Raw genomic sequence first — 14465 nt, forward strand, 5'->3', positions numbered from 1 at the left:
GCGCAGTCGGTCTCTGGTCCGCGCGGCCGGCACAGGTCCGCGGCCACCGCGCGGCCGGCTCAGGTTGGCCCGGGGCCGCCGGCCATGCGTTCGCGGACGGCCTCCAGCGCCTCGAAGGCGTACGCCCAGTTGTGGCACTTGAAGCTGCGGAGACCGTCGATCGCAGTGTGGCAGTCGGCGCAACGCACACCGGCGATGGCGGCCGGGATCTCGGTGTTGACGTACTTCCGCTCGCCCAGGATGACGGTGGCGATCATGGTCTTGTCGTGCAGGCCGGAGAGCGCCGACGAGACGATGTCGTACCAGGTGACCCGGCGGCCACATTTCGGGCAGTCGGGTTCGTCGCCGCTGACCCAGAGCGGGGCGCCGATGCTGCGCGCCGGTATGCCGAGCAGTTTCTCCAGCCGGCGGACGTCCGACTCCGGGGTGGTCCAGCGGTGTCGACCGGGCAGCGATGCGGGCGAGTCGTACACGGCGCGGAACAGGTCGTGGTCGACCTGCACGGTCTCCCGCTGAGCGGTCATCGGCGTCCCTCCTCGTTGAGTGGGTGCCCCCACCGTGGTCAGCGACGACCATGGGCGCAGCCGGATCAACGACACGAGGGGGCGGTGGGTCGTCGTCGCGGGGTGGGCGTTCGCCGGCTGACCCGGTTTCGCCTCCGCTGGTCGGCGTCGGGTGGTACGACGGACGCAGGGCGTGCGTGCCAGCGGGAGGAGCGCCGATGGCGAGCAGGCCCGAACGGCTGCTGCGGGGCAGTGACGCCCCGCTGAGCGCCTCGTTCCTGGAGCTCTTCTTCGATCTGGCGTTCGTGCTCGCCCTCAGTCAGCTCGCGGAGCATCTGCTGCACGACCTCACAGTGGTCGGCGCGCTGCGTACCGCCCTGCTGTTGGCCGGGGTCTGGTGGATCTGGTTGACCACCACCTGGACCGCCGACTGGTACGACCCGGACACTCCGACCATCCGAACGGTGCTGGTCCTCGCGACTCTCGGCAGCCTGCTGGCCGGGGTGGCGATTCCGCAGGCCCTGCACGGACGCGCCGGGCTGTTCGCTGGCGCGTACGTCGCGGTCCACCTCATCCGGGGCATGATCACCGTCTCGACGCTGCGCGGGCATCCGCGCCAGCGTCGGGCGCTGCGGATCCTCTGCTGGTACAGCGTCACCGCAGTGCCGTGGTTGGCCGGCGTGTTTCTGCCGGAGTGGCGGGTGGCGCTCTGGGCGTTCGCCCTCGCGATCGACCTGTCCGGCCCACGGCTCGGCTGGCCCACGCCGGGGATGGGTCGCGCCCGACCGGAGGAGTTGCACCTCGCGGGCGAGCATTTCGCCCAGCGGTACCAACAGATCATGATCATCGCGCTTGGTGAACTTGTCCTGGTCTCCGGCCTGGCGTACGCCGGCAACCGCCTTCACCTCCCGGAAACCACCGCATTCCTGCTGGTCTTCGCCACCGCCATGCTGATCGGTCTGCTCTACGTGACGCCCGCCGGTCAGCACCTCGGCTCGGCCATCGAGCACGCCCCGTCCCGGCTCGGCGTCTTCGCCGGGTACCTGCACCTGGTGATGATCGCCGGCATCGTGGTCACGGCCGTCGGGGCGGAACTGAGCATCGCCCACCCCACGGAGACCGGCGACATGAAGGCTGTCATGGTCATCCTGGGCGGGCCGACGCTGTTCCTCCTCGGGCGGATCCTCCTCTCGCTGGCGATCCACCGGCGGCTGTCCTGGCCTCGGGTGGGCGCCCTGTTCGTACTGGGCGGCGCGGCGGCGTTCGTGCGGATGCCGCTGCTGGCGGTCAGCGCGGTCGCCACCGGGGTGGTGGTCGTGGTGACGGTCCTGGACCACGCCGGCATCATGTCCTACCGCCGCCGCGCTGGCGCGTAGGCGAAAAGCCTGACTAAAGTCAGGCATATGGACTCGGCCCTCATCGCCGCCGTGCGGCGGTTCAACCGGACAGTCACCCAGCGCGTGGGTGCGCTCGACGACGAGTACATGGCCCAGGGGCGCCCCCTCGGGCAGGCGCGTCTGCTCTGGGAGATCGGCCCGGCTGGCGCCGAGGTCGCCGCGCTCCGGGCCCGGCTCGGCCTGGACTCCGGCCACCTCAGCAGACTCCTGCGCGCCCTGGAGAACGACGGCCTGGTCACCGTGGCGTCGGCCGACCAGGCCGGGGGCGACGGCCGGGTCCGCACCGCCACGCTCACCGACGCCGGCCGAACCCAGTGGGCCGACCTCGACAGGCGGTCGGACGATCTCGCCTCCTCGATCCTCGCACCACTCACCGAGCACCGCCGGCAACGACTCGTCGCCGCCATGGCGGAGGTCGAACGGCTGCTCATCGGGTCGATGGTCGTCATCGAGGCGTGCCCGCCGAGCGACCCGCGGGCGCGCGCGTGCCTGCGGGCCTACGTCCGGGAGATCGGCCGAAGGTTCGACGACGGGTTCGACCCCGCGCTGAGCAACCCGGTCCACGACGAGGCGCTCGTCCCGCCCGCTGGCGCGCTCCTGCTCGCCACCCTCAACAGCGAACCGGTCGGCTGCGGTGCGGTCAAACTCCAGCCGGACGGCCCTGCCGAGCTCAAGCGTGTCTGGGTCTCCGACACCGTGCGCGGGCTCGGCATCGGCCGGCGGCTCCTGGACGAGTTGGAGCGGTACGCCGCCGAAGGTGGCGCGACCGCCGTCCGGTTGGACACCAACCGCAACCTCACCGAGGCGATCGCCATGTACCGCGCGGCCGGTTATGCGGAGATCGAGCCGTACAACACCGAGTACTACGCCCACCACTGGTTCGGAAAGCAGTTGGAGCAGTGAGGGCTACTACAGCCGCTCGAAGCTCTCCATGCCGGCGAGTTTCAGCACCTCGGTCCGGGTCGCCGGGCACTCCTGCCGGGTCTGGTCGTCGATCTGGCGGCCGGTCGGCACGGGGCCCTGCTTCTCGTACCAGGAATAGAGGTTCACGGTGAGGTTGGCCATCGCGCCCGTCTCGGACCCGATCCCCTTCAGGGTCGGCAACTGGCCGTCCAGGTAGGCGCACACCTCCTTCGCCGACACCGCCGTGGAGCCGCCGACCGGAGCGGAGCCGCCCTCCGGAGCGGATCCGCCCTCCGGAGCGGAGCCGGCCGCGCTGGGCGGGGCGTCGGTCGCGGCGGGTTGGTCCGGTGCCCCGGGCTCGGGCGCGTCGGTTCCGGTGCACGCCGTCGCGGCGAGCACAAGGCAGAGGGCAGGCGCGAGCAAACGGATCGTTCTCATCGGGTTTCGTCCTGACGTGGTTGTTGGTGGGTAGCGGCTGCGGGGGATGGGTCGTCAGCCCCGGCGGAGTTGGCGGCGACGAGCCAGAGACCGGTGGGCAACCGGTAGCCGACGCCCGGCGCACGGAACCGGCCGAGCAGCCGGGCGGCCCCCGCCCGGGCCGATGCCTGCGCACCCGGCGGCGCCGCCCGGTACGCGGCACCGGCCGGGCCGATCTCGACGAGCCATTCGGCCACCGCGTCGGCGTCGTCCGAGGCTTCCAGGGCGACGTCGCACGGTGTGATCGTGACGGCGGTGAAGCCGGCGGTGGTGAGGATCCGGACGAGCCGCGCCGGGTCGGCGAACGCGAACGGACCTGGCTCGTCACCGACCGGGAGCGGTGGTAACGGTCCGAGATGCGGTGCGGCGCCGAGCATCGCCGCGGACAGCCACGGGTTGACGCCGCTGTCCCGGAAGACGGTCGCGGCGAGGCGCCCTCCCGGGCGCAGTGATCGCCGGATCGCGCGGCAGCCGGCAACCGGGTCCGCCAACAGCATCAGGGTCATTCGTGAGTACGCCGCGTCGAACGGGGCACCCGGCGCGACCTCGACAGTCTCGATGTCGGCCACGTGGAACTGGATGCCCGGGTACTCGTCGGCGGGGAACCGGCGTCGAGCGGCGGCCACCATCGTCTCGTCGATGTCGACACCGATCGCCGCGCCGGTGACGCCGACCGCGTCGGCGATCTCGGCCGTGGTGCCGCCGCAGCCGCAGCCCACGTCGAGGATCCGTTCGCCGGGTCGTGCGGCCAGTCGATCTGTGGCCGCCGCGCCCAGCGGTCGACCGCTCTCGTCCTGCCGATCGGCGTGGCGAATCCAGCCAGCTGCCGCTCCCGCCCAGAAGGCGGTGCCGCGGGCCCGCAGGCTGGCGGTGTCGGCCATCAGAACGGCATCTCGGCGCCGTCGACGCTCATCGAGCGGAAGTGCGCCGCCTTCGTCGGGTCGAAGCCGTCCTGCTGGGCCGCCAGGCCAGCAGCCCGGACCAGCCGTTCGGACTGGAACCGGCGGAACGCCGCCTCGTCCTGCCAGATGTTGATGATCCGCCAGCCGTCCGCTGTCGGCCCGGCGACGTGGGCGAGGAGACCCGGCGGCCGGTCCGGCCCGAGGTGTCGCTCCACCTGCCGGTATTCCGCCTCGCTGACGCCGGGCATCTCCTGCAACACACCGAACGGCATGGCCGCCACCTCTCCGATAGAGTGAGACTCTATCCAATAGAGCACTACACTCGTAAGGTGGTTGTCAAGAGGCGTTACGACTCTTCCCGCCGACAGGAGCAGGCCCGGCAGACCCGACGAGCGATCCTCCAAGCGGCTGGCCGGCTGTTCGTCGACCCCGGCTACGCGGCCACACCGCTGACCGCCGTCGCCGTCGAGGCCGGCGTCGCGGTCCAGACCCTGTACGCGGTGTTCGGCAGCAAGCGGCAACTGCTCTCCCAGTTGGTCGACGTCACCCTGGCCGGCGACGACGAGCCGGTGGCCCTGCCGGACCGGCCCTTCGTCGCCGAGATCCGCGCCCTCGCCGACCCCCGAGCCAAGCTCGCCCGCTACGCCGTCCACCTGGCCGAGGTCAACGCCCGGCAGGCCCAGGTGATGCTCGCGCTGGCCGGCGCGGCCACGGCCGACCCAGACGTCGCCGAGATCTGGCGCAAGAACGTCGACGACCGCCGCCGCGGCATGTCCATGTTCGCCGCCGAACTCGTCGGCACCGGAGGCGTACGCCCGGACCTGAGCGTCGATCAGGTGGCCGACATCCTCTGGTTGGCCCAGGACGTCCGCAACTTCGACTGGCTCGTCCGGCAACGCGGATGGGAGGTCGAGCGGTACCAGCGGTGGTATGTGGACACCGTCAGCGGCGCGATCCTCGCCAGCGCCGGATAAACGGTTACGGCAGTGCTGCCGACGTTGTCGTCACTGGCCCGCGGGCGGTGCGGCGGAGTGGAGACGGTGTGCGATGCCGGCGAACGACCGGATGAGTTCCGTCTCGCTGCCGGTACGCCAGATCAGCCCCCACCGGCCCGGCGGGGCGTCCGAGATGGGCACGTACGCGATGTCCGGCCGCGCGTAGTAACGGGCGGCCTGCGCGTGCACCGGTGAGACGGCTTCGCCCGTGACGAGGATCGGGATCATCTCCTGAAAGTTGGAGACCGACGGGCCGATGCGGATCAGACGCCCGCTGGGTGTGCGCAGCGGCACCAGGATCTCCCGCCAGTAGTCCGGCCGGGCCCCGCCCATGACCGTCTCGTCCGCCAGGTCCTCGTAGCAGACCGACTCACGGCCGGCCAGCCGATGGGTTGCCCCGACGGCGAGCACGATGGGTTCGCGGTAGATGACCGGGCCGACGGTGAGGTCCGGCTCCCGGACGGGCAACCACACGATCTGCACGTCGATGTCGCCGGCGCGCAGTTGACCGAAGGGGTCGCCGAAGTCGACGTGCCGTAGCTGCACCTCGCACTCGGGGTGGCTCGCCGCGAACGCGTCGAACAACTCGCGGAAGTCGTGGAGGTTGACGGCGATCGACCCGACCCGCAGCACGCCGGTCTTGCCGCGGGCGGCGAGCCTGGCCCGATCCATCCCCGCGCAGAGCCCTCGGTACATGGGCTGAATGTCGTCGAAGAGCCGTTGACCGATCGGTGTCAGTGCCACCCGCCGGTTGTTCCGCTCGAACAGGGCGGCGCCGATCCGCCGTTCCTGCTTCTTGATCGCCTGGCTGACCCGGGCCTGGGTCACGTGCAGTCGCTGCGCGGTGCGGGTGAAGTGCAGCTCCTCCGCCAGGGTGAGAAAGATTTCGATGTCCCGAAGCTCCACCGATCATCTCGTTTCATGAATTAGCGAAGGGTTATGGCACGCTACCAGAAGTGATCTTGTGGGTGGGCCGCTCGTCGCGCACGCTGATCTACGTCGGAGCGAGGAACACCCCTCAGCCAAGGAGACGCCCGTGCGCAAGCTCGTGTACTACGTCGCCACCACCCTGGACGGCTTCATCGCCGGTCCGGACGGTGCCGACCCCACCGGCCCCGACGGATTCTGGCCCCTCCCGGACGACTACCTGCACCACCTCGTCGCCGAGTATCCGGAGACCCTGCCCGGCCCGGCCCGGCAGGCGTTCGGCATCACCGACGCGGGCAGCCGGTTCGACACCGTCCTGGAGGGACGCCACTCCTACGAGGTGGGGCTGCGGGCCGGCGTGACCGACGCCTACCCGCACCTGCGTCACCTGGTGTTCTCGCGCACGCTGGGTGCGAGCCCGGACCCGGCCGTCGAGGTCCTGGCCACCGAACCCATCGCCACGGTACGAGAGCTGAAGCGGCACGACGGCAAGGACGTCTGGGTGATCGGCGGTGGCGAGCTGGCCGGTGCCCTCTATCCCGAGATCGACCAGTTGGTCGTCAAGCTCGCTCCGCTGACCATCGGCGCCGGCATTCCGCTCTTCGGTCGCGACGCCGTCTTCGCACCGCGTACCTGGCGCCTGACCGACCACACCGTCCTGGGCAGTGGCTCGCTCTTCCTCACCTACACCCGCGCACAGACCGGAGACGAATCCGCATGAGCACGACCCCCGCCACCGTCACGATCCGTCCCATCACCGGGCCGGACGAGATGGCGCTGTTCAACCGCCTGCCGTACACCATCAACCACGAACTCGCCGACGACCTCGCCGCCCACCGGCGCCGGCCGGAGTGGATGTGGGTGGCGCTGCACGGGGATCGCCTGCTCGCCAGGGTCGCCTGGTGGGGTCGCGGCGGCGACAGCAGCCCGCTGCTGCTGGACATCCTCGACGTCGACGACGACGGCACCGAAGACCTGAGCGAGGTGGCGCGGGCGCTGTACGAGACGGCCGCGAAGCAGGTCGTGCCGTCGGGCAGCACCCCGCCGGAGTACGGCCGCTTCATCCCGGCGGACTGGCGCGACGACCCGGACACCTACCGGGCGGTGCGTACGCGGATGAGCGTCCTGGAGAGCACCGGCGCCCGCCTGACCGTCGAGCGACTGCGCCTCCAGTGGCGTCCCGGAACCGGTCTGCCCGCGCCCGACCCGCGCCTGGCCTTCCGTTCGGCCCTCGACACCGACGAGTTGGTCGCGCTGATGACCCGTGCACTGGACGGCACCCTGGACGCGCACAGCCGCACCGATCTGGCGCGGATGTCACCCCACGAGGCCGCCGTCAAGCACTACGAGCAGGAACTCGCCACGTACTCCAGCCCTCGGCAGTGGTGGCGGATCGGCACCCTGGGCGAGGATGGCGAGCCGGTCGGGTTCGTCATTCCGGCGCGCAACGCGTACCACCCGGTGATCGCCTATCTCGGCGTCGTTCCGGAGCACCGGGGTCACGGGTACGTCGACGGCCTCCTCGCCGAAGGCACCCGCCTCCTGGCCGCCGAACACGTCCCCCGCATTCGCGCCGCCACCGACCTGGGCAACGGGCCCATGGCAGCCGCCTTCGCCCGCGCCGGCTACGTGAACTTCGAGCGGGCCGTCAACATGGCCTGGCAGTGACCGGTGGCCATGCCGCCCGCACCGGCGGCATGCACCCGATCAGCCCTTCACCGCGCCCGCGGTCAGCCCCTCGGTGAGGAAGCGCTGCCCGAAGGCGTACATGACCACCACGGGGATGCTGACGAGCAGCGACGCGGCGGCGAGTTGTCCCTGCGGCACGACGTCCCCGGCGATCATCGACTGCATCCCCACCGGCAGCGTCTTGTACTCGTCCTTGGTGATGAACACGAAGGCGAAGAGGAATTCGTTCCAGGCGTTGGTCAGGGTGAAGAGCGCGACCGCCAGCAACCCCGGCTTGGCCAGCGGCAGCACCACCCGGCCGAACGCCTGGATGCGGGTGCAGCCGTCGACGAGCGCGGCCTCCTCCAACTCGACGGGGATCGACGAGAAGTACCCCACCAGCAGCCAGGTGGCGAACGGCAGTGTGAACGTCGGGTACGTCACCACCAGAGACCACAACGAGTCGGTGAGCCGCACGCCGATGAGCATCTGGTAGAGCGGGATGAACAGCAGCGCGCCCGGCATCACGTAGGTGAGCAGCACCGTGACGGTGAAGCCCTGCGCCCCGCGGAACCGCAGCCGGGCCAGCGCGTACCCCGCCAGGGCGGCGCAGACCAGTGCCACCGCGGTGGACGCCGCGGACACCAGCAGGGTGTTGAGATACCAGCGCCCGAACGGCTGGTTGTCGAACAGCGCCCCGAACTGTTCCAGGGTCCACGGCGTCGGCCACAGGTCGTCGGTGCGCATGACGACCTGGCCCTCGGACTTGAAGGCCGTGACGGCGATCCAGTAGAGCGGGCCCAGCACGAAGAAGAGCAAACCGGCGAGTGCGACCCAGGATCCCAGGCCCGACACCACTGACGACGACCGGCGACCGCCCCGCGACTGGAGGGTCGAGACCACCCGGCCGACCGCCGCCGCGATCAGCAGGATCACCGCGAGGACCACCGCCGCCTTCCAGAAGATCTCCGGCGATGCCCAGGCCAGCAGGCCGGTGACCACCGCGGCGACCACCCACGGCAGCGCCCTGCGCGCCGTCGGGGCCCACCGCCTCGTCCCGACCCGCCGCACGGCTCGACGCCGCCGGGGCAGTTTGCGGGTGGTGTCCGGGCGCAACAACCGGACCAGCACGAACACCAGCCCGCCGATGATCGGCAGCATGACCAGCGTGGCCGCCGCGCCCGCGCCGTACTGCAACTGCAAGATCGCCTTCGAGTACGCATTGAGCACGTACGGCGCGGTCACGTCGCCCGGACCGCCCTGCGTCAGCAGCCACACGAGGTCGAAGTTGTTGAACGTCCAGATCGACGACAGCGTCACCGTCACGGTGATCACGTGGCGCAGTCCGGGCAGCGTCACGTTGACGAAGCGCTGCAACGACGAGGCGCCGTCGATCGTCGCCGCCTCGTACAGGTCCGCCGGGATGGCCTTCAACCCCGCGAGGAAACACACGGTGAAGAACGGCACGCCCTTCCAGACGTTGACGAGGATCACCGACGGCATGGCCAGTGACGGGTCGGAGAGCCAGCCCGCGGGCCAACTGTCGACCAGGTGCGCGCTGGCCAGCAGCGGCCCGATGCCCGAGGCGGTGAGCAGCGTGTTGACGCTGCCGAAGATCGGGTCGAGCAGCGCGCGCCAGCTGAACGCCGTCACCACGGTCGGCACCACCCAGGGCAACAGGAGCAGCCCGGCCAGCACGGCCCGCCCGCGGCGTCGGTGGTGCAGCAGCAGGGCCGCGGACAGGCCCAACACCACCTTGAACACCTCGGCGTACGCGGTGAAGACGAACGAGTTCACCACGCCCGTGTGGAACTGCTCGTCGCCGATGAGGGAGAGGTAGTTGCCCAGGCCGACGAACACGGTGTCCTGCCCGTGCCGTTCGGTGGTGCTGGTGACGATCGAGCGGACGATCGGCACGATGACGAGACCGCCGACCAGCAGCGCCATGGGTGCCAGGAACAGCGCCGCCATCTTCCAGTCACGACCCAGCCGCCGCTGGGTCGCCGTGAGGGAGCCGGACCCCGGCGGCGTGGAACTCCGCGCCGCCGGGACCCGTGCCGGACGGACCGATCTCACTGCGGCAGCCCCTGCTGGTTGAAGATCTGCACCATCTTCGCGTGGGCGGCCGTCACGGCCTGCGCCGGCGCCGTGCCCTGCACGATCTGCTGCATCATGTCGGTGAGGACGTAGGCCGACCCCACCGCCTGCTGACCCGCGCTGGCCTTCTGCGGGAAGGTCAGGCCGTTCTTCGTGTTCAGCGGCAGCTTCAGTTCAGTGATCCTGCGCAGCATGGGGAATGCCGGGTCGCCGCTCGTGAAGAACGGGTCGGCGTCCCAGACCTTCTGCCAGGCGGGCATCACCAGGCCGGGCGCCTCCTTGGCCACCCCGAGCAGCGCGGGCGCGCTGACCAGGTACTGCGCCAGGAGCTTGGCGAGCGCCGGGTTCTTGGCACCCTTGAAGACGACGAAACCCTGCGACTGGCCGAGCAGCAGCGGATTGTTGGTCGCCGGCCCGATGCAGTCGGAGAACACGTGGGTGTTCGCGTGCACCGGGTTCTTCTTGGTCCGGGAGTCCGCGTAGACGCTGAACTGGTTGCGGGTGTAGCCGAGGACGCCGGCGAGCCAGTTCTCGTTGTTGCTGGTGTCGGTCCAGCTGGCCACCCCCGGTGGCAGCATCGGCTTGTACTTGGCATTGGTGTAGATATCGCCCAGGAAGGTCGCCGCCTGCACCGTTTCGGGGGAGTCGAACGTGACCTTCCTGCCGTCGTTGGAGGCGATCGACCCGCCGTAGGCGTTGATCAGCGCCTCGATCATGCCGTTGCCGTCACCGGAGCGGTTCACCGTCATGCCCCAGCCGAACCGGCGTTTGGTCGGATCGGAGATCTCCAGGCACAGATCCCGCAGCTCCTCCCAGCTGTAGATGTCCTTGGGAGTGATGCCCTTGTCCTGCATCCAGTCCTTGCGCAGGAACGACCCGATCCCGATGAAGTGGTACGGGATCGCGAACCACTTGCCGTCGAAGACGCAGTAGTTCTTGGCCTCGGCGCAGGGTTCGCCGTACTTGGCGGTCAGCGCCTGGACGACGTCCGTCACGTCCTCCAGGTCACCGAGCGCCTGGAACTGCGCGACGAACCGTGAGTCGGTCATGAACGCCAGGTCACGCGCCACCCCGCCCTTGACCTCGGCGTCGATCTTGGCAACCACGTCACCGGCGTCGGCCTGGACCAGGCTGTTCTCGATCTTCGTCCCGGTGGTCTCGGCGAACTTCTTGACCGAGCTGTCGAGGGCGTCGTTGGCCGCCGTCGAGTACAGCTTCTGTGACAGCATCCCCATCGAGGAGCCCTTCATCGACGCCGCGGCGTCGACCAGCTCCTGCGGAACGTCCGGCTGCACCTTGCTGGGTGAATCGGAGCCGTCCCCACACGCGGCCAGACCTGCCGCGCCGAGCACCCCCACCCCCATCCCCAGAAAGCCGCGCCGGGACCACGCCGGATTGTCCTGCATGGACATTCGCCTCCTTCATCTCCCCGCACCGCTGCACGCCGAAGGCGCGCTTGACGAAAACCGCGATCCTCGTGTTCCAGGTGTGTCTCGATGCCGGCGACCACGGGTGCGCCGCCCGCGTCGATCAATGCGTCCGCGTACTCGTTGGTGGGGTTGGTGGGGTTGCCCCGGTGGCGTCGCTGGCCGGGTGGCGCGACAAGCACGAGGCATGCGGCGACCGGGCCGAGTTGGTGGCGCTGGCGTTCCAGTTCGGTCGGGTCACGGACCACCGCCGTTCGAGATTTCGAACTGAGTTCGAGATACCGCATCGAGTGGACGCGACGCTAGAGCAACGCCGTAACGGATGTCAATGTTTCGATACTGTTTCGGCCGAAACGACAAGTTGGCTATCGACGCTGGGCCCGGTAGCCCATCCGGGCGGACAGCGCGGCCGCGCCCTCGCGAACCAGCCCGGTCCACCGCACGTGCGCCTGCGGGGTCCAGCGGATGATCGGTGCGGACAGACTCATCCCGGCGATGGTCGCACCGGAATGGTCCCGGACCGCCGCGGCGACGCAGCGCATGGCGCTGTCCGACTCGCCGATGTCGACCGCGACGCTCTCCGCCCGGACACGTTCGAGATGTGCGCGGAGGCGGTCCGGGTCGGTGATGCTGTCCGGCGTCATGCCCGGCAGGGCACCCCTCGTCAGCACGGCGTCCAGACCCGCCTGATCGAGCTCCGACAGCAACACCTTGCCCACCGCCGTGCAGTGGGCCGGCAGTCGCCGCCCGACCGCGGAGACCATCCGGACCGGGTGCGTGCTGTCGAACTTGACGAGATAGATGACATCGGCGCCGTCGAGCACGGCCACGTGCACCGCCTCGTCGCACGCGGCGGCCACGTCCCGCGCGACGCACTGCGCCTCGCGGACCAGGTCGAGCCGGCCGGCGAACGCCGCGCCGAGCTGGAACAGCGGCATGCCGAGCCGGTACTGCACCGGCTGACCCGGGACGGAGATCAGGTACGAGCGGGCCTCAAGCGTGACGAGTAGTTCGTGGACGGTGGTGCGGGGCAGGTCGAGCCGCTCCATCACCTGGCGGGCCGACAGTTGGGGGTGGTCCAGGAACAGTTCGAGGATGTCGAGTGCGCGGTTGACCGCCGATACCACACGGGGCATGTCGATAGTCCCTTCGAAATGCCGGACCCGTGTCAACGAGATCCACACGGACCGGCACCTGAAGAGGATAACTGCGTCAGCGCCCGGCCCGTCTGCCACGGCAGATGGAAGCCTGGCATTATGCCTGGAGCGCCAGCCCACCCTCGGTCAGGCCGATGCCCAAAAGGTGCCAGATCACGATGACCTCTGCCAAAGAACGCATGCCCCGGGTCGAATCACTGACCGGGCTGCGCTGGTTCGCCGCGTTCGCCGTGTTCCTCTTCCACGCGAACCAGATCATCAGCCTGCCCACGGTCCACGGCATCAAGCTCGGGGACTTCTTCCGATTCGGCGACGCCGGGGTCACGTTCTTCTACGTCCTCTCGGGCTTCGTGCTCACCTGGTCGTTCTCCCCCAAGGTGAACACCTCGACGTTCTACTGGCGTCGGTTCGCCCGGGTCTGGCCCGCGCTCCTGGTCAGCACCATCATCGCCTGGGTGAGCCTCAACCAGGTCTGGGAGCACTCCTGGAAGCGGACCCTGCTGAGCCTGTCGCTGACCGAGTCGTGGTTTCGCCCGGCGGACTTCCTCGTCGCCAACCCGGTGGCGTGGTCGGTCTCCTGCGAGGCCTTCTTCTACCTGCTCTTCCCGTTCGTCATCCGGCCACTGCTGCGGCTGCGGCTGCCGGCGCTCGCGATCATCGCGGCGGCGGGCCTGTTCATCGAGTGGGCCTACTGGTTCTTCGTGCAGGATCTGATCGACCCGAAGCAGTACTGGATCCAGCTCTCCTGGTTCCTCCGCTTCCCGCCGATCCGATTCATCGAGTTCCTGCTGGGGATGATCGCCGCCGCCGCGCTCCTCCGCGGGTGGCGACCGAGGATCAACCTGTGGCTCGCCCTGTCGACGGTGCCCGCATCGGTGCTGTTGCTGTGGTGGGGCACCGAACAGCGCTGGTGGGGCGCGCACTGGTCGCAGCAGGGGCTGGTGCCGGCCTGCGTAATCGTGGTGCTCGCGGCGGCGATCCGCGACGTCTCCGGGCGGCCCTCGATCTTCCGGAGCAAACCACTTGTCGCCCTCGGCGCCTGGTCCTACGCCTTCTACCTGGTCCACCTGTCGGTCATCCACTGGCTGATGGGCCCGGTGACGCCCAGCGCCGCGACCTGGGCGAACCTCAAGGTCCTGCTGATCTGGACGGTGATGGGCATCGCCCTGGCGTGGGCCTGCTACCGGTGGGTCGAACACCCGGTGGAGCGGTTCCTGCGCAATCTCTACCCGCGCCGCGTGCCGCCCGCACCGCCGGCGCCGCCCGCACCCCAGGCACCGGAGGAGCCGCAGGAGTTGGCCGCGGTGTCCGAGCAGCGCACCGAAGTCGTCCTGGCCGGGCACGGCGTCCTGACTGAGGAAATCGAACCCGGCCTCTATCGGAGCACCGGAAGCTTCGACGTCCGGTGATCGTATGGCTCAACGGCACGCACGGGGTGGGCAAGACGACGACCAGCGCGCTCGTGCAGCACCTGATCCCGGACTCCCGGGTGTTCGACGCCGAGAAGGTCGGCGAGACGCTGATGGACATCACGCCGGGGCTGCCCGAGACGGACAACTTCCAACACTGGCCGCCGTGGCGGCAACTCGTCGTCGAGACCGCCCGCCGCGTGCTCGACTACACCGGCGGCACGTTGGTGATACCCATGACTGTCCTGGTCGAGCAGTACTGGCGCGAAATCAGTACGGGCCTCGCCCAGCACGGCATCCCGGTAAGGCATTTCGTCCTCCACGCCGACCAGGACACCCTTCGCCGGCGAATCGAGGGAGAACACCCCGTTCCGTCGCCGTTCCGTCTCACGTACCTCAAGCCCTACGCCGAGGCGGCCCGCACGTGGCTGCACGCCGAGGCCGAGGTCGTCGACACCACGCACCTGACTCCCGCCCAAGCCGCCACGGAGATCGTGCGACGAGCCATCTAGTAGTGCTTTGTTAGGTCGGCGTGTCGTGGGGTCGTCGGGGCGGTCTGGGTAGTTCGATGTGGCGGTGCCCCCTGATGAGCTTTCGGTTGTG

General features: G+C 69.6%; 15 protein-coding genes. 7 read left to right on the forward strand and 8 right to left on the reverse strand.

Going from position 1 to position 14465, the window contains the following annotated elements:
- Positions 1–59: 59 nt before the first annotated feature.
- Positions 60–524, reverse strand: coding sequence for a hypothetical protein (locus AB0B14_RS31920; RefSeq protein WP_357068842.1), 465 nt, complete (start codon positions 522–524; stop codon positions 60–62).
- Between the two features lie 197 nt (positions 525–721).
- Here AB0B14_RS31920 and AB0B14_RS31925 point away from each other — a divergent pair, with 197 nt between their 5' ends.
- On the forward strand, positions 722–1879 hold the full coding sequence (locus AB0B14_RS31925) for a low temperature requirement protein A (protein ID WP_357525792.1): 1158 nt from the start codon (positions 722–724) through the stop codon (positions 1877–1879).
- 27 nt (positions 1880–1906) lie between these two features.
- Positions 1907–2803: a helix-turn-helix domain-containing GNAT family N-acetyltransferase gene (locus tag AB0B14_RS31930; protein WP_357068838.1), complete on the forward strand. Its 897-nt coding sequence runs from the start codon at positions 1907–1909 to the stop codon at positions 2801–2803.
- Positions 2804–2809: 6 nt separating this feature from the next.
- On the opposite strand, the gene AB0B14_RS31935 is transcribed toward AB0B14_RS31930, so the two are convergent.
- From AB0B14_RS31935 to AB0B14_RS31945, 3 genes are read right to left on the reverse strand one after another with little or no spacing between them, the layout of a single operon-like run.
- On the reverse strand, positions 2810–3241 hold the full coding sequence (locus AB0B14_RS31935) for a hypothetical protein (RefSeq protein ID WP_357068836.1): 432 nt from the start codon (positions 3239–3241) through the stop codon (positions 2810–2812).
- On the reverse strand, positions 3238–4161 hold the full coding sequence (locus tag AB0B14_RS31940; protein ID WP_357525794.1) for a methyltransferase domain-containing protein: 924 nt from the start codon (positions 4159–4161) through the stop codon (positions 3238–3240). Before AB0B14_RS31940 ends, AB0B14_RS31935 begins: the two co-directional genes overlap by 4 nt.
- Positions 4161–4454 carry a hypothetical protein gene (locus tag AB0B14_RS31945; RefSeq protein ID WP_357068832.1) on the reverse strand — a complete coding sequence of 98 codons (294 nt, stop codon included), beginning with the start codon at positions 4452–4454 and terminating at the stop codon, positions 4161–4163. The genes AB0B14_RS31940 and AB0B14_RS31945 overlap by 1 nt, the downstream gene beginning before the upstream one ends.
- Before the next feature lie 57 nt (positions 4455–4511).
- Here AB0B14_RS31945 and AB0B14_RS31950 point away from each other — a divergent pair, with 57 nt between their 5' ends.
- Positions 4512–5156, forward strand: a complete 645-nt coding sequence (locus AB0B14_RS31950; RefSeq protein WP_357525796.1) for a TetR/AcrR family transcriptional regulator — start codon at positions 4512–4514, stop codon at positions 5154–5156.
- Positions 5157–5186: 30 nt separating this feature from the next.
- On the opposite strand, the gene AB0B14_RS31955 is transcribed toward AB0B14_RS31950, so the two are convergent.
- Positions 5187–6083 (reverse strand): LysR family transcriptional regulator, encoded by an 897-nt coding sequence (locus tag AB0B14_RS31955; RefSeq protein ID WP_357525798.1) that lies wholly within the window; start codon positions 6081–6083, stop codon positions 5187–5189.
- A 130-nt stretch (positions 6084–6213) separates the two neighbouring features.
- On the opposite strand from AB0B14_RS31955, the gene AB0B14_RS31960 reads away from it, so the two are divergent.
- Together AB0B14_RS31960 and AB0B14_RS31965 are read left to right on the forward strand one after the other, a co-directional pair.
- A complete protein-coding gene (locus tag AB0B14_RS31960) occupies positions 6214–6825 on the forward strand; it encodes a dihydrofolate reductase family protein (protein WP_357525799.1) in 612 nt (203 codons plus the stop codon).
- On the forward strand, positions 6822–7772 hold the full coding sequence (locus tag AB0B14_RS31965; RefSeq protein WP_357525801.1) for a GNAT family N-acetyltransferase: 951 nt from the start codon (positions 6822–6824) through the stop codon (positions 7770–7772). Before AB0B14_RS31960 ends, AB0B14_RS31965 begins: the two co-directional genes overlap by 4 nt.
- Positions 7773–7811: 39 nt before the next feature.
- Here AB0B14_RS31965 and AB0B14_RS31970 read toward each other — a convergent pair whose 3' ends face one another.
- The 3 genes from AB0B14_RS31970 to AB0B14_RS31980 form a co-directional block, all read right to left on the reverse strand.
- A complete protein-coding gene (locus AB0B14_RS31970) occupies positions 7812–9743 on the reverse strand; it encodes an ABC transporter permease subunit (RefSeq protein ID WP_357525803.1) in 1932 nt (643 codons plus the stop codon).
- A 101-nt stretch (positions 9744–9844) separates the two neighbouring features.
- Positions 9845–11281 carry an extracellular solute-binding protein gene (locus tag AB0B14_RS31975; protein WP_357068820.1) on the reverse strand — a complete coding sequence of 479 codons (1437 nt, stop codon included), beginning with the start codon at positions 11279–11281 and terminating at the stop codon, positions 9845–9847.
- Between the two features lie 380 nt (positions 11282–11661).
- Entirely contained in the window at positions 11662–12432 is a 771-nt protein-coding gene (locus AB0B14_RS31980; RefSeq protein WP_357525805.1) for an IclR family transcriptional regulator, read from the reverse strand.
- A gap of 179 nt (positions 12433–12611) precedes the next feature.
- On the opposite strand from AB0B14_RS31980, the gene AB0B14_RS31985 reads away from it, so the two are divergent.
- Positions 12612–13862 carry an acyltransferase gene (locus tag AB0B14_RS31985; protein ID WP_357525807.1) on the forward strand — a complete coding sequence of 417 codons (1251 nt, stop codon included), beginning with the start codon at positions 12612–12614 and terminating at the stop codon, positions 13860–13862.
- A complete protein-coding gene (locus AB0B14_RS31990) occupies positions 13859–14374 on the forward strand; it encodes an AAA family ATPase (RefSeq protein ID WP_357525809.1) in 516 nt (171 codons plus the stop codon). The genes AB0B14_RS31985 and AB0B14_RS31990 overlap by 4 nt, the downstream gene beginning before the upstream one ends.
- Positions 14375–14465 lie beyond the last annotated feature (91 nt).

This window comes from Micromonospora sp. NPDC049171, assembly GCF_040648275.1.
GTDB lineage: Bacteria > Actinomycetota > Actinomycetes > Mycobacteriales > Micromonosporaceae > Micromonospora.